This is a genomic window from Micromonospora sp. NPDC049240 (genome assembly GCF_040647835.1).
In the GTDB taxonomy this organism is placed as follows: Bacteria; Actinomycetota; Actinomycetes; order Mycobacteriales; family Micromonosporaceae; genus Micromonospora.
On record NZ_JBEZCX010000006.1, the window covers coordinates 101,610 to 122,516 of the forward strand.

Annotated in this window: 19 protein-coding genes; 9 read left to right on the plus strand and 10 right to left on the minus strand. The window is 74.8% G+C overall.

Annotation, left to right across the window (positions count from 1 at the left end; translation table 11 throughout):
- Positions 1-56 precede the first annotated feature (56 nt).
- Together AB0B02_RS11000 and AB0B02_RS11005 are read left to right on the plus strand one after the other, a co-directional pair.
- On the plus strand, positions 57-659 hold the full coding sequence (locus AB0B02_RS11000; protein ID WP_357299294.1) for a TetR/AcrR family transcriptional regulator: 603 nt from the start codon (positions 57-59) through the stop codon (positions 657-659).
- 26 nt (positions 660-685) lie between these two features.
- Positions 686-1,354 (plus strand): lysophospholipid acyltransferase family protein, encoded by a 669-nt coding sequence (locus AB0B02_RS11005; RefSeq protein ID WP_281942353.1) that lies wholly within the window; start codon positions 686-688, stop codon positions 1,352-1,354.
- A gap of 103 nt (positions 1,355-1,457) precedes the next feature.
- Here AB0B02_RS11005 and AB0B02_RS11010 read toward each other — a convergent pair whose 3' ends face one another.
- A complete protein-coding gene (locus AB0B02_RS11010) occupies positions 1,458-2,513 on the minus strand; it encodes a LacI family DNA-binding transcriptional regulator (protein WP_357299298.1) in 1,056 nt (351 codons plus the stop codon).
- Between the two features lie 460 nt (positions 2,514-2,973).
- On the opposite strand from AB0B02_RS11010, the gene AB0B02_RS11015 reads away from it, so the two are divergent.
- The 4 genes from AB0B02_RS11015 (at position 2,974) to AB0B02_RS11030 (ending at position 8,063) form a co-directional block, all read left to right on the plus strand.
- On the plus strand, positions 2,974-5,091 hold the full coding sequence (locus AB0B02_RS11015; RefSeq protein ID WP_357299301.1) for a cellulase family glycosylhydrolase: 2,118 nt from the start codon (positions 2,974-2,976) through the stop codon (positions 5,089-5,091).
- 274 nt (positions 5,092-5,365) lie between these two features.
- Entirely contained in the window at positions 5,366-5,959 is a 594-nt protein-coding gene (locus tag AB0B02_RS11020) for a TetR family transcriptional regulator (RefSeq protein ID WP_281942359.1), read from the plus strand.
- Positions 5,960-6,075: 116 nt separating this feature from the next.
- On the plus strand, positions 6,076-7,272 hold the full coding sequence (locus tag AB0B02_RS11025; protein ID WP_357299306.1) for an SRPBCC family protein: 1,197 nt from the start codon (positions 6,076-6,078) through the stop codon (positions 7,270-7,272).
- Positions 7,269-8,063 carry an alpha/beta fold hydrolase gene (locus AB0B02_RS11030; RefSeq protein ID WP_357299310.1) on the plus strand — a complete coding sequence of 265 codons (795 nt, stop codon included), beginning with the start codon at positions 7,269-7,271 and terminating at the stop codon, positions 8,061-8,063. The genes AB0B02_RS11025 and AB0B02_RS11030 overlap by 4 nt, the downstream gene beginning before the upstream one ends.
- A gap of 5 nt (positions 8,064-8,068) precedes the next feature.
- Here AB0B02_RS11030 and AB0B02_RS11035 read toward each other — a convergent pair whose 3' ends face one another.
- Entirely contained in the window at positions 8,069-8,965 is an 897-nt protein-coding gene (locus AB0B02_RS11035; RefSeq protein WP_357299314.1) for a LysR family transcriptional regulator, read from the minus strand.
- A 95-nt stretch (positions 8,966-9,060) separates the two neighbouring features.
- Between AB0B02_RS11035 and AB0B02_RS11040 the strand changes: the two genes are divergently transcribed.
- Positions 9,061-10,110, plus strand: coding sequence for a saccharopine dehydrogenase NADP-binding domain-containing protein (locus AB0B02_RS11040; RefSeq protein WP_281942367.1), 1,050 nt, complete (start codon positions 9,061-9,063; stop codon positions 10,108-10,110).
- A gap of 177 nt (positions 10,111-10,287) precedes the next feature.
- Here the strand turns inward: AB0B02_RS11040 and AB0B02_RS11045 are convergent, their stop codons facing one another.
- The 3 genes from AB0B02_RS11045 to AB0B02_RS11055 are packed head-to-tail and all read right to left on the minus strand — an operon-like array spanning position 10,288 to position 13,724.
- Positions 10,288-10,941: a nitroreductase family protein gene (locus AB0B02_RS11045; RefSeq protein ID WP_357299317.1), complete on the minus strand. Its 654-nt coding sequence runs from the start codon at positions 10,939-10,941 to the stop codon at positions 10,288-10,290.
- A gap of 45 nt (positions 10,942-10,986) precedes the next feature.
- On the minus strand, positions 10,987-11,694 hold the full coding sequence (locus tag AB0B02_RS11050) for a VOC family protein (RefSeq protein WP_281942371.1): 708 nt from the start codon (positions 11,692-11,694) through the stop codon (positions 10,987-10,989).
- Between the two features lie 23 nt (positions 11,695-11,717).
- Positions 11,718-13,724 carry an EAL domain-containing protein gene (locus tag AB0B02_RS11055; protein WP_357299322.1) on the minus strand — a complete coding sequence of 669 codons (2,007 nt, stop codon included), beginning with the start codon at positions 13,722-13,724 and terminating at the stop codon, positions 11,718-11,720.
- A 218-nt stretch (positions 13,725-13,942) separates the two neighbouring features.
- On the opposite strand from AB0B02_RS11055, the gene AB0B02_RS11060 reads away from it, so the two are divergent.
- Complete coding sequence (locus tag AB0B02_RS11060) at positions 13,943-14,491, plus strand: hypothetical protein (RefSeq protein ID WP_357299325.1); 549 nt, start codon at positions 13,943-13,945, stop codon at positions 14,489-14,491.
- A gap of 338 nt (positions 14,492-14,829) precedes the next feature.
- Complete coding sequence (locus AB0B02_RS11065; RefSeq protein WP_357299328.1) at positions 14,830-17,001, plus strand: AfsR/SARP family transcriptional regulator; 2,172 nt, start codon at positions 14,830-14,832, stop codon at positions 16,999-17,001.
- Positions 17,002-17,029: 28 nt separating this feature from the next.
- On the opposite strand, the gene AB0B02_RS11070 is transcribed toward AB0B02_RS11065, so the two are convergent.
- The 5 genes from AB0B02_RS11070 to AB0B02_RS11090 all read right to left on the minus strand — a co-directional run bounded on the left by AB0B02_RS11070 (position 17,030) and on the right by AB0B02_RS11090 (position 20,894).
- Positions 17,030-17,584 (minus strand): M23 family metallopeptidase, encoded by a 555-nt coding sequence (locus AB0B02_RS11070; RefSeq protein ID WP_281942378.1) that lies wholly within the window; start codon positions 17,582-17,584, stop codon positions 17,030-17,032.
- A gap of 149 nt (positions 17,585-17,733) precedes the next feature.
- On the minus strand, positions 17,734-18,669 hold the full coding sequence (locus tag AB0B02_RS11075) for a peptidoglycan-binding protein (protein WP_357299332.1): 936 nt from the start codon (positions 18,667-18,669) through the stop codon (positions 17,734-17,736).
- Between the two features lie 290 nt (positions 18,670-18,959).
- Positions 18,960-19,337, minus strand: a complete 378-nt coding sequence (locus AB0B02_RS11080) for a UBP-type zinc finger domain-containing protein (RefSeq protein ID WP_357299335.1) — start codon at positions 19,335-19,337, stop codon at positions 18,960-18,962.
- 109 nt (positions 19,338-19,446) lie between these two features.
- On the minus strand, positions 19,447-19,677 hold the full coding sequence (locus AB0B02_RS11085; RefSeq protein ID WP_357299338.1) for a ferredoxin: 231 nt from the start codon (positions 19,675-19,677) through the stop codon (positions 19,447-19,449).
- Positions 19,674-20,894 carry a cytochrome P450 gene (locus AB0B02_RS11090; protein WP_357299341.1) on the minus strand — a complete coding sequence of 407 codons (1,221 nt, stop codon included), beginning with the start codon at positions 20,892-20,894 and terminating at the stop codon, positions 19,674-19,676. Before AB0B02_RS11090 ends, AB0B02_RS11085 begins: the two co-directional genes overlap by 4 nt.
- Positions 20,895-20,907: the final 13 nt, after the last annotated feature.

A 20,907-nucleotide genomic window follows, 5' to 3' on the forward strand; every position in this document is an offset into this window, starting at 1 on the left:
GGGTCACTCCGCCGAGGTCGGTAGACACTGTCTACGGCGGCTGGTAGACAGTGTCCATGCCGCCGCCCGACAGCACGCTCCGGGCCCGCCTGGTGCGGGCCGGCGTCGACCTGCTCGCCCAGGAGGGCACCGCAGCCCTCACGCTGCGCGAGATCGCCCGGCGGGCCGGCGTCTCCCACGGTGCGCCGCGGCGCCACTTCCCGACCCACCTCGCCCTGCTCGCGGCCATCGCCAGGGAGGGTTACCAGCAGCTCGGCGCCGAGGTCACCGCCGCGATCGGCGGCACCGGAGCGGATCCGTACGACCAGGTGCTCGCACTGGGCCGGCTCTACCTGCGGTTCGCGCGCACCAACCACGGCATGTTCGAGCTCATGTTCCGGCACGACCTGCTACGGGGCAACGGCATCGGCCTGCGGGACGCCAGCGAGGAACTCTTCGGCGTCCTGGTCGACCTGGTCGCCCGGGCCCGACCCGAAGCGGCCGACGCCCCCGCGCCGCCGGTCGTCGCCGGCGCGCTCTGGGCCAACCTGCACGGCATCGCCGAGCTGCGGCAGTGGGGCAGCCTCCAGACCATGGTGCGCAGCGACGACGTCGAACCGCTGCTGCGCGCCGCGGTGGCGGCCCACCTCGGCCGGCCCGCGCCCGGCGTCCCACGGTGACCGGGACCCACCCTCGGAGGGAACACGTGCTGTTGCAGACCGGCACCCGGCTGGTGCTCGCCCCGCTCGGCAGGATGGCATTCCGGCCGGTCGTCGAGGGCCGGGACAATGTGCCGCGGCACGGGCCGGTGATCCTGGCCGCCAACCACCTGTCCTTCATCGACAGCGTGGTGATCCCGCTGGTGGCGCCGCGACCGGTCAGCTTCCTGGCCAAGGCCGAGTACTTCCGGCGGCCCGGCCCGCGGGGGTGGCTCACCCGCAACTGCCTCACCGGCATCGACGCCATCCCGGTGGAGCGGGGCGGCCACCGCTCGGCCCAGGACTCGCTGCGGGTGGCGCTCGACGTGCTCGCCGCCGGGCGGGCCTTCGGCATCCACCCCGAGGGCAGCCGCTCCCGCGACGGGCGGCTCTACCGTGGACGCACCGGCGTCGCGTGGCTCGCGCTGGCCTCCGGCGCCCCGGTGGTCCCCGTCGCCGTCCTCGGCACCGACCGCATCCAACCGGTCGGCGCCCGACTGCCCCGGCCCGGGCGGGTAGCCGTACGGTTCGGCACGCCCCTGCACTTCACCCCACCGGTCACCGGCAGCGGCGGGCGGGCCCGGCGGGCCGTCACCGACGAGATCATGGCGGCCGTCCAGGCGTTGTCCGGTCAGGAAGCCGCCGGCTGCTACCTCGACCTGCCGTCCGAGGGATAGCGAACATCCTGCCGGCGCGTCGACCGCGCTCACCCGGTCGGATTTGTCCCCGCCACCGGCTCCGGGCCCGAGGCGCGGCTGGCAGGTCGGCTGACCGCCCGCCTCAGCGGGCCGGCGCGGCGGTGCTCTCCCGGACCGTGAGGCTGGTCGCCAGCTCCAGACCGGTCCGCTGCGTCGGTTCGCCGCGCCCGAGCGCGAGCGCCAGCTCGGTCGCGGCGACGGCCATCTCGGCCAGCGGCTGACGCACGGTGGTCAGCGGGGGATCCAGCAGTTCGGCGATCGGCAGGTCGTCGAAGCCGACCACGCTCAGGTCGGCCGGGATCCGCAGCCCGCGTTCCCGCGCGGCCCGGTAGACGCCGACCGCCTGGAGGTCGTTGCCGGCGAAGATCGCGGTCGGGGGGTCCGGCCGGCCGAGCAGCCGCAGCGCGGCGGCCCGCCCGCCGTCCACGGTCAGGTCGGCGCGGGCCACCAGGTCCGCGTCGACCGGCAGGTGGGCGGCTTCCATCATCGCGCGGTAGCCGTCGAGCCGCGCCCGGCAGCAGAGAATGCGGTCCCGACCGCCGATCATCGCGATCCGGCGATGCCCCAACCGGAGCAGGTGCCCGGTGGCGGAGCGACCGCCCGCCCAGTTGGTCGCCCCGACGAACGGCACACCGTCGGGCAGCTCGCTCGTGGGATCGAAGACCACGAACGGGATGCCGCGCGCCCGCAACTGGTCGCGTTGCTCGCCGGACAGCTGCGCGACGGAGACGATGCAGTCCGGACGACGGGCGAGCGTGTCGTCGATCCAGTAGCGGACGCCACCGCGCTCCGGCCCGAACTCGGTCAGCACCACGCCCACCCGGTGCGCCCGGGCCACCTGCTCGACGCCGCGGACGACCTCGACGCCCCACATGTGTTCCAGCTGGTCGAAGACCAGTTCCACCAGGTTGCTGCGGGTGGACGAGGTGGGCCTGCGGTAGCCGTACCGGCTGATCAGCGCCTCGACCCGGGCCCGGGTGTCCGAGGCCACGCCGGTCCGGCCGTTGATGACCTTCGACACGGTCGGGACCGACACCCCGGCGTTCGCCGCGATGTAGGAGATCGTGACCGGCCGGCCCGGAGCCGCTGCGGCGTCGTCCGGCCCGATGGCCGACGCGTCCGGCTGCGTCTGCGACAAGCTGGCTCCTCCCCGGCCGGCCCGCCCCTCCGGGTGGCCACCGCTGCCCCGGCCCCAGGATAGCCGTCCGTCCATGCCCGTCGGTGCCGCCGGGCGCCGCCGGTGCGTGCCGGGCGGCTCGAAACTTTCCGGTCGATCTCGCGCGTTTTCCGCGCCGGATCGCGCCGTTTCGCGCCGTTGACGTCGCACGACGCCGAAGACCGTCGCCGAGCCCGCCTCTTCATTGACCGTCATCTAAGAAACGCGTAGCGTTCGACCCGAAACTTTCCAGGGAGCCGGGAAGTTGCTGCCGCAGCGCGGCGATCGGCGGAGGCATCGGGCGGCGTCCGCGAGAAGCACTCCAGCGCGCGACCGTCGCGGTGGCCGCACGGCCACCGCGACGACGCCGTCGCGCCCCCCACCCGTCCGGAACCGTTGGCCACCGGCCGCGTACGGGCGGACAACGGCAAGGGAGAACACGATGATCCTGCGCACCCGAAGAATCCGCCTCCGGGGCGGTCCGCTCGCCGGTGCCGTGGCGGCTCTGCTGGTGGCGTCGACAATGACGGCCGTGGGCGCCCAGGCGGCCGGCGGCTGCCGCGTGGCGTACGCGGTGCCGTCGCAGTGGTCGGGCGGGTTCACCGCCGCGGTCGACGTGACCAACCTCGGCGCACCGGTCAACGGCTGGCGGCTGGCCTGGACATTCCCGTCCGGGCAGCGGGTCACCCAGGCGTGGAACGCCACGGTCACCGCGACGGGCGGCCAGGTGACCGCGACGAACGCCGCCTGGAACGCGAGCGTGCCGACCAACGGCACCGTGTCGTTCGGCTTCAACGGTTCGTGGTCGGGCGTCAACACCGCGCCGACCGGCTTCACGCTCAACGGCGTCACCTGCGCCGGGGACGCCGGCGGCACGCCGTCCCCGACCGGCGGCCCGTCGACCACTCCGTCGACGAGCCCGTCGCCGACCGCCACGGCGTCACCGTCGACGCCACCGACCACCCCTCCCCCGGCCGGAAACCCGATGGCCACGGTGGCCGCGATGCAACCCGGCTGGAACCTCGGCAACACGCTCGACGCCATCCCCGACGAGACCGCCTGGGGTAACCCGCTCACCACCCAGGCGCTCCTGCGTCACGTGCGCTCGCAGGGCTACCGCAGCATCCGACTCCCGGTCACGTGGAGCAACCACCACGGCCCGGCGCCCGACTACACCATCGACGCGGCCTGGCTGAGCCGGGTACGCCAGATCGTCGACTGGGCGCTCGCCGAGGACCTCTACGTGATGATCAACCTCCATCACGACTCCTGGCAGTGGCTCAACACCTACCCCACCGACCGGGCCGGCGTGACCAGCCGGTACCGGGCACTGTGGACGCAGCTCGCCACCACGTTCCGCGACCACTCACCGAGGCTGGTCTTCGAGAGCATCAACGAGCCCCAGTTCGCCGACACCACCGACGCGCAGGGTGACACCGCGACCCGGGAACTCAACGCCGAGTTCGTCCGCCTGGTACGCGCGACCGGCGGGGCCAACGCCACCCGACTGCTGGTCCTGCCCACGCTGCACACCAGTGGCGAGCAGGCGCGGCTGGACGCGTTGTCCGCCGGCATCGCCGAACTGCACGACCCCAACCTCGCCGCCACCGTGCACTTCTACGGGTGGTGGCCGTTCAGCGTGAACATCGCCGGCGGCACCCGGTACGACACGAACGTGGAGCAGGACCTGGTCGGCACGTTCGACCGGCTGCGGGACACGTTCGTCGCCCGTGGCATCCCGGTCGTCATCGGCGAGTGGGCGCTGCTCTCCTGGGACCACACCCGGCCCGGCATCATCGAACGGGGCGAGTTCCTGAAGTACCTCGAAGCGGTCGGCTACCACGCCCGCACCCGCAACCTCACCACGATGCTGTGGGACGCCGGTCAGTTCCTCGACCGCACCACGTTGCGCTGGCGCGACCAGCGCGTCGCCGACATGATCAGGGCGAGCTGGACCAGCCGCTCCGGCACCGCGTCCAGCGACCAGGTGTACGTACCGCACACCGGCGCGATCTCCGGCCGGGCGCTCACCCTCAACCTCAACGGCCTGTCGTTCCGCGGTCTCTGGCAGGGCGACACCCCGCTGGCCGCCGGCGCCGACTACACCGTCACCGGCACCACCGTCACGCTCACCCCGGCGGCGCTGACCCGCCTGGTCGGCAACCGGGCCTACGGCGTCAACGCCACCGTCGAGGCCCGTTTCTCCCAGGGTGTGCCCTGGAAGATCGACATCATCAGCTCCGACCCGCCCACCCAGGCAGCCGCCACCGGCACGACCAGCTCGTTCACCATTCCCACCCGGTTCCGCGGTGACCAGCTCGCCACCATGGAGGCCACCTACGCCGACGGCAGCCCCGCCGGCCCGGCCAACTGGACGCCGTTCAAGGAGTTCTGGGGACACTTCCAACCCGACTACACCGCCGACACCATCATCCTGAAACCGGAGTTCTTCGCCGAGGTGAACGACGGCACCGTCACGCTCACCTTCCACTTCTGGAGCGGCGCGAAAATCACGTACCGGATCACCAGGGCCGGCACCGCGGTCACCGGCGCCCCCTGACCGGCCCCGGTGCCGCGGTGGACGCCGCGGCACCGGCGGCGGGGCGGTCAGCCGAGGCCGGGCCAGGCGGCGAGGTAGCCGGTGCCGAGGGACGGCCCCGGACCACGCCAGAACCCGGCCCTGTCGACCTGCGCCACCGCCGCCGCGACGCCGCCGGCCGGCGTAGATCCGGCCGGACTCGTCGGCGCCGATCGCGAGCGGCGTGGTGCGGCGTGCCCCGACGCCCCGGCCCGGCCCGCCCGAGGGGCGCGACCATCTGCGCTAACGTGGCCGGATGACCTCTCCAGCGACGCAGGCGCGGGGCCTGGAGACCCGGCGGCGGGTGCTCGACGCGGCGATGGCGGAGTTCGCCCGGCACGGCGTCGACGGCGCGCGGATCAACCGGATCGCGGAGCGGGCGCGGGCCAGCAAGGAACGGATCTACGCCTGGTTCGGCGACAAGGACGCCCTGTTCGACACCGTGATGGAGGTCGGGCTCGAGGAGTTGTCCCGGGTGGTGCCGATCACGCCCGACCTGGTGGACTACACGGTCCGGCTGCACGACACGTTCGCCGCCCGGCCCGACCTGCAACGCATCGCGGCGTGGGCATGGCTGCACGAACGCGGGCGGGCCGAGCAGGTGTCGGAGAAGCGCGTGACGGGCTACCGGCACAAGATCGCGGTGATCCGGGACGCACAGCGGGCGGGACTGGTCGATCCGGAATGGCCGCCGCACCACCTGCTGGCCGCGTTGATCGCGGTGGCCACGTCCTGGCTCACCGCCCCGGTCGAGCTGCACCGGGCGCTCGGGCCGCAGCCCGACTCGGACGACGACGCCCGGGCCCAGGTCCGCCGCGCCGCGCAGCGGTTGGTCCGTCCGCCGGGCTGACGTCGTCCACGCGGGGAGAACCGCGCGACACGAACCGAACCAGACGGTTTGATTTTCCCGCGACCGGTGCTATACCTGAACCGAACCACCTGGTTTGAATTTGGGGAGGCGGAGCGATGCGCGCGGTGCTGATGGTCCTGTCCGCGGCCGACCACTGGACGCTGCGGGACGGCACGCGGCACCCCACCGGCGTCTGGGCCGAGGAGGTCGTCGAGCCGCACCGGCTCTTCTCCGCCGCCGGCTGGCGGGTCACCGTGGCGACCCCCGACGGCGTGCCCCCGACGGTCGACCCGCTCAGCCTGCGGCTGCCCGCGACCGGTCCCCGGCGCGCGCGCCGGCACCGCCGCCATCTCGCCGCCCACGCGCGGGAGTTCGCCCACCCGCGGAAGCTGTCCGAGGTGGACCCGACCGACTACGACGCGGTCTTCTACCCGGGCGGGCACGGCCCGATGGAGGACCTCGCCGTCGACCCGGTCTCCGGCGCGCTGCTGGCCCGGGCCCTGCGCGCCGGCACGCCGTTGGCCCTGCTCTGCCACGCCCCCGCCGCCACGCTGGCGGCGACCGGCGAGGACGGGACGTGGCCGTTCGCCGGCTACACGATGACCGGCCTGTCGAACCGGGAGGAGCTGCTCAACCGGTTCGCCCGCAAGGCCCGCTGGCTGCTGGAGGACGAGCTGGTGGCCCGTGGCGCCCGCTACGTCCGTGGTCGCGTGCCGCTGCGGCCGTTCGTCACCGTGGACCGCAACCTCTACACCGGGCAGAACCCCGCGTCGTCCGCGCGGCTCGCCCGCCGCGTGATCGCCGACCTCGAGGCGCGGCCCGCGCTCTCGGTCCGCGTCAGCCGCACCGTCGCGGCCGCCCCGGACCGGGTCTACGCGTTGGTCAGCGACATCACCCGGATGGGCGAGTGGAGCCCGGAGACGTACGCCGCCCGGTGGCGCGAACCGGGCCGGCGGTTCACCGGCAGCAACCGGATCGGTCCGTTCTACCGTTGGCGCATGACGGCGACCGTGACGGAGGCGGTGCCCGGCCGCGTGTTCGGGTTCACCACCGCCTGGCCGTCGTCGTCCACCTGGCGTTACGAGCTGGAGCCGGTCGACGGCGGCACCCGGGTCACCGAGTCGATGACCCGGGCGACGCCCCAGATGGCGGCGGTCCGCGCCGTCCAGCGCCTGGTCGGCGTCGCGGACCGCGCCGCCCACCTGCGCGCCGGCATGGCGACCACACTGGAACGGCTGGACGCGGCGCTGCGCCGGGAGGACGACGGGGCGGACGGCGCGGCCCGGCCGACGACGGAGGGGAGCACCCGGTGAGCGAGGGCGCCTGGCAGCCGTTCCGGACGCCGCTGCACTACCTCGGGCTGCCGCGCAGCGTGACGCCGCCGATCTGGCGGGAACGGCGGGCCGGCGCCGAGCTGGCCGCCCTGCGGGCCGCGCGTCCCGCGCCGCCGACGCCGCCCGAGCCGGGGGCGCCGGTGCTGGTCGTGCCCGGCTTCGCCGCCGGCGACGACCGGGTGGCGTTGCTGCGGGACTGGCTGCGCGAGGGCGGCTGGGACGCCCGGCCGACCGGGCTCACCGACGGCCGCCGCTGCTCCAGCCGGGACCTGGCCGTCGTCGAGGCGGCCCTGGTCCGCCTGCACACCGAGACCGGGCGGCCGGTCACCCTCGTCGGCCACAGCCGGGGCGGCATGTTCGCGAAGGCCCTCGCCGTCCGCCACCCCCGGCGGGTACGCGCCCTGGTCACGCTCGGCTCGCCGCTGACCGACCCGTTCGGGATCCACCTGGCGGTACGACTGCTGACCATGTGGATGGCCACCATGACCCGGCTCGGCCGCCGGGACTGGGTGCGCAACTGCCCGTTCGGCGACTGCTGCCGCGAGGTCCACGACGACGTGCTGGCGCCCGCGCCGCCGGGCCTGCCGTTCACCTCGATCGCCAGCCGCAGCGACGGCATCGTGTCCTGGCACGCCTCCCAGGACCCGGCGGCCCGCTGCGTGACGGTGGACAGCTCGCACGGCGGGATGGTCGCCCACCCGGGCGTGTGGGCGGCGATCGCCGACGCGCTGACCACCAGCGACGCCCCGGGCCGGTCGCGGGCCGGGTAGCCCGGTCAGTCCGCCGGCCCGCCACGGGCCCGGCTTGCGGCGGCCCGGAGCGCGTGGTCGATCTCGGGGTGCGCGTCCACCCGCCAGGCCAGCGCCAGCGTCGCGGGCGGCACCCCGCGCACCGGGACGTACGCCACGCCCGGCGTGGCCGCGGTGCGGGCCAGCAGGGACGGCACCGGGCAGCAGCCGACGCCGCCGGCCACCGCGCGCAGCAGCCCGGCGACGTCGGTCACGGGTTCCCCGGCGCCGACCGGCGCGGCCGGGGTGAGCCGCCACCCGGCGACGAAGGCGGCGTCGACGTCGTCCGGCAGCGGCACCTGCGGCTCCCCGGCGAGGTCGGCCACGGTCAGCTCCGGCCGTCCGGCCAGGTGGTGCCGCGCCGGCACGGCCAGCAGCCGCCGGAACGCGCCGACCGGCTCCAGGTGGAGGTCGCGAACGGCGTCCGGCGTGTACGGCGGCCACAGGTAGCCGGCCTCGGCGGTGCCGGCCCGCAGCCGCCAGACATGCTCCCGGAACGGCACGCCGGTGAGCGTGACCTGCCAGCCCGGCAGGTCACGCCGCAGCCCGAGGACGGTTTCCGCCTTCAACTCGTCGACGCTGGCGGCCAGCGTGGTGATGAGCAGCCGGCGACCCGGCGCCGCGTCCGCGGCCCGGCGGGCGTCGCGGCGCGCCTCGGCGGCGAGGTCGAGCAGGGCGCGCGCGTGCGGCAGGAACGCCCGGCCCGCCGCGGTGAGCTCGACCTGCCGTCTGCGTCGGGAGAACAGCTCGACGCCGAGGTCGGTCTCCAGCGCCCGGATCCGCGCCGACAGCGACGGCTGCGCCAGGCCCAGCTCCTCGGCGGCGGCGGTGAAGTTCATCCACTCCGTGGCGGCGACGAAGGCCCGTACCCGCTCCAGGTCCACCGGCCCCACCCTAGCCAGGTCGGATAGGAGAAACCTCTCGACACCGCGCCAGCGTCTCTTGGACACCGGCGGTCCCGGCGGGTCATGGTCGTGGCGTGTCTTCCCTCATCATCTACGGGGCCACCGGTTACGTCGGCCGGCTCGTCGCCCGGCTCGCCGTCGACCGCGGGCTCCGCCCGGTGCTGGCCGGCCGGGACGCGAACCGGCTCGCGGCGCTGGGTCTCGACGCCTCGGTCCGTACCGCCGCGTTGGAGCAGCCGCACGCGCTGGACCGGCTGCTCGCCGACGCCTCGGTGCTGCTGAACGCGGCCGGTCCGTTCGCCGTAACCCAGCAGCCGTTGCTCGACGCCTGTGTCCGGACCGGAACGCCCTACCTCGACCTGTCCGGGGAGGCGGCGGAGTTCCTGACCGTGTGGCGGCGGGACGCCGAGCTGACCGCCGCCGGGGTGATGGCGATGCCCGGCGTCGGCTTCGGTGTGGTGCCGACGGACGCGGTGGCCGTGCACCTCGCCCGGCGGCTGCCGACCGCCCGCCGGCTGGAGCTGTCGTTCGCCACCGTCGGCCGGGTGTCGCGCGGCACGCTCGACACGCTGACCGGGGGCATGGCGGACGCCGGGGTGCAGCGACGCGACGGGCGGCTGGTGCCGGCGCGCGCCGCCGCCGAGCACCGGTGGATCGGCGACGGCGCGACGCGTACCCGGGTGGTCACCAACCCCTGGCGCGCGGACGTGGTCTCCGCCGCGCGGTCCACCGGGGTCGCGGACGTCGCGACGTTCTTCGCCGCGCCCGCGCCGATCCGCCTGGCGCTGCGCGCCGCCCCGGCCGCGCCGTGGCTGGTCACGTCCCCGGCCGCGCGGCGCGTCCGGGCCGCGTTGCTGGCCCGGCTGCCGGACGGGCCCACGCCGGCGCAGCTCGACGCCGGTCGCACGCTGGTGCACGGGCTGGTCCGGGACGACGCGGGCACGGTGGCCGAGGCGGTGCTGACCGGTCCGGACGCCTACCGGTACAGCGCCCACACCGCGGTCGAGCTGCTGGCCCGGACCGCGGCGGGGGACGCGCCGCCGGGCTACCGCACCCCGGCCGAGGTGCACGGCCCGCAGATCGCGCTGACCACGCCCGGTACGACGCTGCGGGACCTGCGGTGACCGCCCCCGGATGGCCGCCCGGCCGGGAACCGGCGCGCTGCCCCGTGCACACCCGCAACGAGGCGTTCGTGCCGCTGCCCCCGCCGGCGGTGTGGGAGCGGCTCGTCGACGCCACCGCCTGGCCGTCGTGGTACCCGAACGCGCGGCGCGTCGTGCTGACCGGCGCGGCGGAAGATCTCACCAGCGGTCGACGTGCAGCACCTCGTCGAGTGGCTGGCGCTTCGCCGGCCGGAACGTGTCGCCGGTGTAGTAGGCGGTGGGGATCAGGGCCGCCTGCCGGACATCGGCCGGGAGGCCCAGCAACTCGGCCACCTCCGCCTCGTACGCCAGGTGGAGCGTGGTCCAGGCGGTGCCGAGTCCGCGGGCGCGCGCCGCCAGCATGAAGCTCCACGCGGCCGGCAGCAGCGACCCCCACAGCCCGGCCTGGTTGCCGGGCGGCAACTCGCCGCCGCCGGAGAGCCGCAGGCACGGGATGAGCAGCACCGGCACCTGGCCCATCCGGTCGCCGAGCCACGCCACGCTCTCCCCGACCCGCCGCTGCACCGCGGCGCGCTCGGGCTCGTCGACGAACAACCGTGCCGCCGACCCTTCCGACGCCAGGTAGCTCTCGACCGCGCGGCGGTAGAACCCGCCGATCGCGGACCGGACGCCCGGGTCGGTGACGACCAGCCAGTGCCAGCCCTGCCGGTTGGAGCCGGAGGGCGCCTGCAGGGCGATCTCCAGGCACTCCCGGACGAGGTCCATCGGCACCGGACGGGTCAGGTCCAGCCGCTTACGCACGGTTCGGGTGGTGGTGAGCAGGTCGTCGGGGGTCAGTGGCAACGTCGGCATCCCGCCAGCGTGGCACGCCGGCGGGCCGGTCGTCCCGACGGGTGGTCAGCCGCCGGTGGCCACCGGTCGGATCACGGTGAGCACCGCACCCGCCGGGTCGGCGAGGGCGCACACCCGGCCGGTCATGACGTCGCTCGCCGGCACCAGCACCCGGCCACCCGACCGGGCGGCCCGCGCGGCGGTGTCGTCCGGATCGGTCACCGCCACGTAGACCATCCAGCCGGTCGGAAGCAGGTCTCGCAGCGGCGGCGGCATCCGCAGCCGGCCGGCGACCGGGCCGGCCGGGCCGGCGAGCAGGGCGTAGGAGTCGTCCGGGGCGCCCGGCGGCACCGAGGCCCGCAGGCCCAGCGCGTCGGCGAGGAACCGGTCGGCCGGCTCCGTGTCCCCGGTCATGTACTCGTACCAACAGGGCTGGCCCACCCCGGAGGCCGCCGCCGGCGCGCCGGCCCGCAGGCGGAAGGCCGCGCCGAGCGGATCGCGCACCTCGTCGCCGGTGACCCGGGCTCCGGCCCGCTCGGCGGTCGCCCGGACGCCGGCCGGATCGGCCGCGCCGAAGACCGTCCACCACCGGGCCACGCCGTCGCCGCGGCGCAGCTCGGCGGCGACCACCCCACCGGCGTACGCGGTGCCGCCGTGCGCGGTGGTGGTGAACGTCCAACCGAACAGGTCACCGTAGAAGTCACGCGCCGCATCGAGGTCGTCGGTGACGAGTTCGGCGCCGATGGGCGACGCCGGGGCGAGGGGTGGGGTCACGGGGTCCTCCGAGGGGCGGTCGGTCAGGGCTCGGGCGGCCGGACGACGGTCGGCACGACGACGGTGTCCTGCCAGGCGTGGGCGGTCCGACGCAACAGGTCGTCCAGGGGCGCGGGACGGCCCAGATGGTAGCCCTGCCCGGCGTCGACGCCGAGCGAACGCAGCGCCGGAACCAGGGGCGCCTGCTCGACCGACTCGGCGACGGTCCGCATGCCCAGGCCGTGCGCGGCGCGGACGACGGCGTCGATGAGGACCGGGTCCGCGCCGCCGCGGTCCGCCTGCCGGACGAAGTCCCCGGCGATCTTCACGGTGTCGAAGGGCAGGTGCTTGAGATAGGCGAACGACCCGAAGCCGGCGCCGAAGTCGTCGAGGCTCAGCCGGCAGCCCGCGGCGCGCAGCGCGTCGGCGAGGTGTCGGACGGCGGCCACGTTGGTGATCGCCGCGGTCTCGGTGACCTCCAGTCCCAGCCGGTCGGCCTCGATGCCGGCGGCACGCAGGGTCCGCACCACCCAGTCGCCGAACCCCGGTGACTCCAGCGAGCGGGCGGAGATGTTGATGTCCAGCCGTAGGCGGGCCCGGGTGGGACCCGGCGCGGCCAGGGCCGCCGTCGCCGTGGCCACCACCCAGCGGTCCAGGTCACCGATGAGGTCGTCGCGTTCCACGGTGGGCAGGAACTGCGCGGGCGACAGGGCCGGCTGCACCCCGTCGCGCAGTCGGATGAGCAGCTCGTGGCTGATCACCCGGCCGGTCGACAGGTCGACGATCGGCTGCGCGTCCAGACTCATCCGGTTCTCGTCGAGCGCCCGGCGCACCCGGGTCGTCACGCTGACCCGGCGCACGGCGTGGCGGTACTGCTCGGGCAGGTAGAGCCGGGCCCGGTTGCGGCCGGCGTCCTTCGCCTCGTAGAGGGCCAGGTCGGCGTGCGCCAGGAGGGTGTCGCGGGTGTCGCCGGGCTGCCGGGCGGCGGCGCCGATGCTGAGGGTCACCCGCAGCCCGGCGCCGGCGGTCGGCACCGGGGCGCGCACCACGGCGTCACACATCGCCTCGGCGAACACCACGGCGCCCGCCGCGTCCGCCCCGGGCAGGACGACGGCGAACTCGTCCCCGCCGAGCCGGCCCAGCACGGTGCCGGGCGGCAGCTCGTGCGCCAGCAGCCGGGCCAGCGCGCGCAGGACCTCGTCGCCCACCGCGTGCCCGTGCACGTCGTTGATGTCCTTGAAGTTGTCGATGTCGACGAGCAGCAACGCGCCGGTGCCCTGGTCGTCGGCGAGCAGCTCGTCGATGCGGGCCAGCAGGGCGCGCCGGTTCGGCAGGTCGGTCAACGGGTCGCGCTCGGCGAGGCGAGTCAGCTCGTCCTGGACCCGGCGCATGTCGGTGATGTCGTGGGCGGTGCCGAGCACCCGCGTCGGCGCGCCGACGTCGTCGGTGAAGACCTCGCCGTAGCACTCGAACACACGCATCGTCACGCCGTCGGCGAGGAACATCCGGTGCGTGTACGAGAAGGGTTCGCCGGTGCGCAGCGCCGTGTCGAGCGTGCTCTCGATCATCGCCACGTCGTCGGGGTGCAGCATCCGGCGGTACGACCCGTAGTCGAGGGTCGTGCCGGGCGGCAGGCCGAACATCTGCAGCAGCACGTCGCTCCAGACGACCGCGTTGCCCCGCACGTCCCACTCCCAGGTGCCGACCTTGGCGAGCTGTTCGATGTGCGCCAGCCGCCACCGGTAGTTGCGTCCCCGCTCGCGCTCCTCGCGTTCGGCGCTGACGTCACGCACCTCGACCAGCCGCAGCCGCTGGCCCGCGTGCTCCATGCCGTGGCACCGCATCTGAAACCACCGCAGGGTGCCGTCCGCGGCGGGGACGGGGAGGTCGGTCATGCTCTCGCCGGGTGCCAGGCCGGCCAGCGGCAGCTCGTCCAGGCCCGGTCCCAGCCGGTGACCGGCCAGGTTGCGCCACAGTGGCCGCCCGTCGGAGGCGAGGACCACCAGGGCCGTGGTGATGGTGTCGGCTGCGATCACCGACAGAGCGCTCACTCGGGATCACCCACTTTCTGCACCGACCGGGAGCCCGGCACGCGACGAACGACGGAAGGTCATCTTGCCGCGACGCGGAGTCTATCGACGCACCCGACCGGTCCGCCGTCGAGCACCCCCCTGCGGTGGCCGCGCCGACGGTGTTCGCGGTGAGCGGAACGCGTTGTCGCGAAACTCTGTAATCATGTAATCATGTAATCACGAGCAAAGGAGTCGTCATGTCCCCTCGCCACACCCCGCCCCACGCCCGACCCGAATCCACCGCCGACGCCACCGGCTGGATCACCGGCGTGACCCCGGACGGATGGTTCTCCGAGCCACCGCAGGTCGTGATCGACCGCGACGAGATCACCATCTGGGGCCGCCTGCCCGAACCCCAACTCGCCGCCGACGTCACCGACGCCGACCGCACCGCCGCCCAGGCCGGGCGGATACTCCGGTTCCGGGAGGACACCCGCGACGACCGCATCCGCGTCGCCCGCCAGGTCGAGCACCGCTACCAGCGCAAGGTGAGCTGGGGGGTGCGCTGCGGGGCGACCGAGCAGTTGTTCTCCCACCTCGCCGCGCCGGTGATGACCCGGCTCCGCCAGCCGGAGCGGCAGATCCTCGACACCCTGGTGGACGCCGGCGTCGCCCGTTCCCGCTCGGAGGCGCTGGCCTGGTGCGTCCGGCTCGTCGGCCGGCACACCGACGACTGGCTGACCCAGCTACGACAGGCCATGACCACTGTCGACGACCTGCGCCGACAGGGCCCCGACGGCGTCTGACCGGCGCGGCCGGGCCGGCACGCGCCAGGCGCCACCTACCGCGACGGCAACTGACAGTGCGGCGGCGGGTACGGCGTGATCCTGGCCGACGACCAGATCACCGCCGACTGCGTCTGATCCACCGGGTGCCGCGGGGGGGCCGGTCCGCGGCTGCGGGCCGGCCCCGCGCCACCGTCCGGCCTCTACACTGTCCGACACGGAGGACGGTCTCCAGGAGTTCCGGGTTGCGGTCGGGGTTCATCTCGGCGTCGCGCCGGAACGCCATCTTCCTGCCGGTCCGCATGTCAAGGGACGGGACCGGCCCCGGCGACGCCTAGACTTGACGTCGAGGTGCATCGATGGACAGGGGCCCTGGGCGGCTGGCGTGGGACCGGCCCGACCCGAATCCGACGACCGGGCGCGACGAGCCCGGGAGCCGTCCCCCGCTGTGGTGCGGGGTCCTGGGCCCGCTGCACGTACGGGTCGACGGGACCGACGTGCTCGGGCCGGGCCCGCGACAGCGGGCGCTCGTGGCCGCGCTGGCGCTGCGGTACGCGGCCGGCGTGCCCCTGTCCGCGCTCTCGGCCCGGGTGTGGTCCGAGCGCCACGACGTGGACCGCGGCGCGATCCGCGTCCTCGTGCACCGGCTCCGGCAGCGGCTTCGGACCGCCGGTCCCGACGCCGACGCCGGCCTGCGCCGCACCGCCGACGGCTACCGGTGGGACCTCGGCCCGGGGAGCAGCGATCTCGCCGACCTGCGTCAGCTTCGGGACCAGGCCCGTCGCGCCGAGGCGAGCGGGGACCTGGCCCTGGCCGTGGACCTGCTCGACCGCGCGTCGGCGCTGGTGCGCGGTGCGCCGTGCCAGGGCGTCTGGTCGGATCCGGACCGGTGGCCCGAACTCGTGGCGGTCGGCGAGGAGGTGCGGGAACTGCGGCGGATGTCGTTCGACGCGCGCCTGCGGCTCGGCGACCACCGGACGGTCCTGCCCGACCTGGCCGCCCTCGCCGCGCAGGAACCCACCGCCGAGTGGGTGCACGACCTGCACCTGCGCGCGCTGTCGCTCGCCGGCCGGTACGACGAGGCCGTCACCGCCCATCGGGCCTTCCGCCGGCGGCTGCGCGACGACCTCGGGGTGGAGCCGAGCACCGCGCTGGTGCGGACGTACCGCCGGATCCTCGACCACGACGAGCCGCTGCCGGGAAGCTCGCCGTCGGCGCGCGAGGTGATCCGGGCCGGCGCGGACGACCGGTCGCCGACGCCGGGGAGCCGAGCCGCGCTGCGGGCGTTGACCGAGGCCGGCGCCTACATCGCCGACCGGGGCGACTACCGGCGGGCGGCGCACTGCCTCACCGCCACCCTGCGGCTCGGTGGCGACCCGGCCGCCCGCGCCGAGGCGTTGCTGCGGCTCGGCGAGGTCCGCTACCACCAGGCCGGCGCGGGGCTCGACGAGCTGGCCCGCGCGGCGACGCTGTTCCGCCGGGAGAACCGGCGGCACCAGGCCGCCGAGGCGCTGTCCTGGCAGGCCCGGGTGCTCTGGCTCCGCCCCGGGGACGACGACTCCGCCCTCCGGCGGGTGGCGGAGGCCGTCGACCTGATCGACGACCGCGCGCCCGACCCGGCCGGCGCGGCGGCCCTGGTCAACATCTGCGGGATCCTGGCGGTCAGCGACCGGGGCCGGGCGGCGCGGCGAGCGGGGCTGCTCGGGCTGGCCTGGGCCCGGCAGATGTCCCTGACGCCGCTGGACCTGCGGGCCCGTGCCAACCTGGCGCTCGTCGACCTGACCGCCGGGGACGCGGACGTGGTCGCCGAACTCGCACACCTCACACAGGCGTACCGGGACCGTCTCGGCTGGGTGCCTCCGACGCTCTGGGTCGCGCTGGCCGACGCCGAGGACCGGCGGGCGCGGCTCGGCCCGGCGGCCACCTACCGGGAACTGGCCGTGGGGAGCATCCGCGGGCAGGAGGCGACCGCCGACGTGCCGTGGTTGGTCGCCGAACGGGTGCGGGAGGCGTTCCAGCGCGGCCGGTGGACCGCGGCGCGCGGCGCGGGCGTCCGCTACCTGCGCGGCGAGCACCGCCACCACCGGATGGCCTCCGAGGTGCACGTCGTCCTGTCGCGCCTGGCCCTGCACCAGGGCGACCTGCCGGCCGCCGACCGGCACTCCGGCGCGGCGGAACGCCTGGCGCGGCGCGACGGCGGGGCGACGCTGCTCGGCCCCGCGCTGGTGCAGCGGCTACGGGTGCGGATCGCCCTGGGCCGGCCGCGCGCCCGCATCACCGCGACGGCGGAGGAGTTGCTGGACCGGGTGCACGGCGCGGCGCTCACCAGCAGCTTCGGCGTCGACCTGCCGTTGGCGTTGCGCGAGGCGGGCCTCGACGTGCGCGCCCTCGCCCGGCACGCGCCCGTCGAATCTCCGTGGCGGCAGGCGGCGGAGGCGGTGCTGGCGGGCGACATGGCACGCGCCCGGCGGACCTACCTCGCGGTGGGCAGCCGGGGCGACGCCCGACAGGTGACGGCGGCGGGCGGGTGACCGCCCGCCGCCGTCGGGCGGTCACCGGTCAGTTCAGGCCGGCGAAGTCGAACGGGATCGAGCTGCCCCGGCTCACGCTCTGGCCACAGGTGCCGGCCGAGTTCCAGACCTGCGGTGAGTCGTAGCGCAGCATCTCGAAGTGCAGGTGCGTGCCGCCGATGCCGGGCGGCGAGACCCCGCCGGTGTAACCCATGTAGCCGATGCCGTCACCACGGTTGAAGTACTCCCCCACCCGCATCCGGGAGACGAACCCGTCGAGGTGACCGTAGAGGGTGCTCCAGCCGTTGGTGTGCGTGATGATGACGAAGTTCCCGTAGCCGCCGGCGTCCCAGCCGATGTAGCTCACCGACCCGGCGTAGGCGGCCGAGATCACCGACCGGTAGTTGCCGGCGATGTCGTAGCCGTCGTGGTTGTCGTAGCCGGGGCACCGGTCGTCCACCTTGCTGGTGATCACCCCGGTCGCCGGCCACTTGACCGCACCGTAGGCCGCCAGGGCCGGTGCCGGCGCGGCGCCCGCACCGAGGCCGAGGCCGCCGGCCACCAGGGCGGCGATCATGAGTACGCGGAGAAATGTCCGTCGCATGGCGGAAGTCCTGTCGTAGACGGTGGGTTTCCGAAGCGCGCGCCGCTGGACCAGGACAGTAACGACAGGACCGTTTCATCACCGTTACACCGGCCGCGACCCGCGCCGACGCCGGACCCGGGCGTCGGGGGACCCGACAACGACGGCGGTCAGTAGAAACATCCGGTGGCGGGCAGCGCCGAGGGCGCCGGGACGGCGACACCGTCGTAGACGGCCAGCAGGAGCTGCTGCGGGCAGCGGTTGGCGCCGTTCACCCGGATCTCCAGGTGCAGGTGCGGCCCGGTCACGTTGCCGGTGGCCCCGGTGTAGCCGACGACCTGCCCGGGGCTGACCCGCGCCCCGGCCGCGACCACGCGGGACGACAGGTGGCAGTAGAGGTAGTACGCGCCGTCGTCGGCGGTGAGGCCGATGCCGTTGCCGCAGCTGCCGCCCGCGTAGCCGACCGTGCCGGCGGTGATCGCGTACGTGGTCACGCCGGTCACCGTGGGCAGGTCGATCGCCGGGTAGTCGTGGTGCGGGTCGTCGTACTCCGACCGGGGCAGGACCGAGCGGTCGATGATCGGCGCGTAGAGGCCACCGCCACCGCCCCCGCCGAGCAGCCACTGCCAGGTCGTCGCGCCGACGGTGGTGCCGCCGGTGAGCCCGCGCCCGGTCTTGAAGGCGGTCACCGCGTCGGTGGTGCCGGCGCCCCAGGCCCCGTCGACAGTCAACCCGTACCCGTACTTGTTCAACGCGGTCTGCAACGCGCGTACCGCGTTGTTGTTCGCGCCGGGGTCCAGCGTCACGACGAGCCGCGACCAGGTCAGTGCGCCGACGACGCCGTCGGCGGTGAGGCCGTTCGCGGACTGGAACGCCTGCGTGGCCGCGGTCGTGCCGGCGCTGAAGGCGCCGTCCACGGTCAGGGTTTGGCCGTGGTGCCGGAGCAGGAACTGGGCCGAGGCGACGTTGGCGCCGGACATGCCGGCGCCGATGGTCGGCCAGGCCGGTGTGGCGGCCTGCGCGGCGGCCGGGCCGACCAGGACGGCGGTCAGGGCGAGCACCACCACGGCCAGTCGGCCGGTGAGGCGTCGGAGGGAAGTCGGCATCGGGCGCTCCTCATCCAGGAGGTGACCGGCCGGTTCGCTGGCCCGGCCCGTCCGGTCCGGGACGGCTGCCGGACCCGGCACCAGTATCACGACGGCGATAAATATTTACAAGAGTTGAGAAAGTGTAAAAGGTTTTCGCCGGCGGATCTGCGGTGGACAGGACAGTTCCTGGCCGCCGCCGAGGCGGTGCTGCTGGGCAGTGGTTCCGCGCGGCCGGGCTGGTGCCGCAGCCGGAGTGAGCCGGCCACGCGGGCGTGGCGGCCGTCGCCGTCCCCGCGTCGCCGGTCGGCTCAGTGCAGCCGGCTCTGCCAGTCGCCCGGCACCCGACCCTCGGGCCCCGGGGCCGGCTGGTCGAGCGGATGCGCGTGCGGTTCGGCCAGCTCCGGCCCGCCCGCATGGAACCGGTCGCGGGAGTAGTCCCAGAACCACGACTCGCCGGGCTCGAAGCTCTGCACGACCGGGTGGCCGGTGGTGGCCGCGTGCGCGGTCGCGTGCTGGCCGGGCGACGAGTCGCAGCAGCCGACATGCCCGCAGGCCGCGCAGCGGCGCAGGTGGAACCACCACCCGTCGGTGGACCCGCACTCGACGCAGCCCGGTCCGCTGGGCGGCACGGCCGGGTCGATCGCCACGGTCTCGGCCGGCGACGCCGACTCGGGCAGGTCGTTCACGATTGTTCCCCTCCGGTTGGTGACCGCGTGCGCGCTCCGGCCTGCATCATGTCGTCTTCCGGCCGGCGGTGCATCCGCGTGTCGCCCGATCCCGCCGTGGACGTCCCCGTCAGGTGACCCGGATCGCCCCGGCCGGGCAGAGGTCGGCGGCGCGGCGCACCCGCTCGGCGCACTCCGCCGGCGGCGCGGCGGCCAGCAGCAGCACCAGCCCGTCCGCGTCGTCCTGAATGAACACCTCCGGCGCGGCGAGCACGCAGTTCCCCGAGCCGCAACAGGCGTCCCGGTCCACCTCCACCCGCACCGTCCGCTCCTCGCCGACGGGGCCGCCGGCGGCGGTCACCAGGTCACCGGCAGCGCGTCGAGACCGAAGACGATCGAGTTGTCCCGGGTGCTCAACTCCTCCGGGGCGGCCGTCACGCGCAGGTCGGGAAAGCGGCGGGCCAGCCCCGACAGCGCGATGCGCAACTCGGCGCGGGCCAGCGGCTGCCCGATGCACTGGTGCACCCCGAACCCGAAGGCCACCTGCTGGTGCGCCTGCCGGTACGGGTCGAACCGGTCCGGGTCGTCGAAGACCTCGTCGTCCCGGTTGGCCAGGGCGATCAGGGCGATCACGCCCTCGCCGGCCCGGATCGCCCGGCCGCCGATCTCGACGTCCTCGGTGGCCACCCGGAGCACCCCGGTCCGCACGACGCTCAGGTAACGCAGCAGCTCCTCCACCAGATCCGCCGTCCGGTCGGGCTCGTCGCGCAGGAGCGCGTACCGCCCGGGTTCCCGGGTCAGCAGCAGGACACTCAGCCCGATCATGTTGGCGGTGGTCTCGTGACCGGCGACGAGCAGCAGCATCGCCATCCCGGCCAGCTCGTCCACGTCGAGTTCCCCCGGCTCGACCCGCTCCCGGATCAGCCGGCCGAGCAGATCGTCCGTCCCCTGGGGCCGGGCCCGCTTGGCGTCGATCAGCGCCCGGAGGTAGTCACGCAGCTCCCCGAACGCGTGCCGGAGCCGTTCCGGCGGCATCCCGTGATCGAGCAGAGAGCGGCTGCGGGTCTGGAAGAAGTCGTGGTCGGCGTAGGGGACGCCGAGCAGGTGGCAGATCACCATGGACGGCAGGGACAGGGCGAAGGTCGACACCAGATCGGCCGGGGGCCCGGCGGCGGCCAGGGCGTCGAGCGACTCCTCGACGCTACGCCGGATCAGCGGCTCGATCCGACGGACATTCTTGATCATGAACTCGGCGGTCAGCATCCGGCGCAGCCGGGCGTGCTCGGTGCCGTCCATCTGGAAGAACATGCCCTTGCCCTCCTCGGGCGCCTGGGGCGGCAACGGGCGCAGCAACGGAAAGCCGGGGCGGTTGAAGTCGGCGCTGAAGGCGGGGTGCCGCAGCATTCGACGGACGTCGGCATGCCGGGTGACCAGCCAGGCCGCGGCCCCGGTGGGCAGGCGCACCCGTCTCACCGGGCCGGCGTAACGCTGGCGCTCCGCCTCGTCCAGCGGGGCGAACGGACCTCGGGTGGGATTGACCGGCGGCCAGAGCGGCAGTTCCGCCTCCACGGCACCCATCACATGGACCACC

Bases quoted from the DNA above. Each gene is read 5' to 3' on its own strand.
- AB0B02_RS11045 (WP_357299317.1), bottom strand. From the start codon at position 10,941: ATGCCGACGTTGCCACTGACCCCCGACGACCTGCTCACCACCACCCGA.
- AB0B02_RS11060 (WP_357299325.1), top strand. From the start codon at position 13,943: ATGTCCCCTCGCCACACCCCGCCCCACGCCCGACCCGAATCCACCGCC.
- AB0B02_RS11090 (WP_357299341.1), bottom strand. From the start codon at position 20,894: ATGGGTGCCGTGGAGGCGGAACTGCCGCTCTGGCCGCCGGTCAATCCC.
- AB0B02_RS11015 (WP_357299301.1), top strand. From the start codon at position 2,974: ATGATCCTGCGCACCCGAAGAATCCGCCTCCGGGGCGGTCCGCTCGCC.
- AB0B02_RS11075 (WP_357299332.1), bottom strand. From the start codon at position 18,669: ATGCCGACTTCCCTCCGACGCCTCACCGGCCGACTGGCCGTGGTGGTG.
- AB0B02_RS11065 (WP_357299328.1), top strand. From the start codon at position 14,830: ATGGACAGGGGCCCTGGGCGGCTGGCGTGGGACCGGCCCGACCCGAAT.
- AB0B02_RS11000 (WP_357299294.1), top strand. From the start codon at position 57: ATGCCGCCGCCCGACAGCACGCTCCGGGCCCGCCTGGTGCGGGCCGGC.
- AB0B02_RS11025 (WP_357299306.1), top strand. From the start codon at position 6,076: ATGCGCGCGGTGCTGATGGTCCTGTCCGCGGCCGACCACTGGACGCTG.
- AB0B02_RS11020 (WP_281942359.1), top strand. From the start codon at position 5,366: ATGACCTCTCCAGCGACGCAGGCGCGGGGCCTGGAGACCCGGCGGCGG.
- AB0B02_RS11070 (WP_281942378.1), bottom strand. From the start codon at position 17,584: ATGCGACGGACATTTCTCCGCGTACTCATGATCGCCGCCCTGGTGGCC.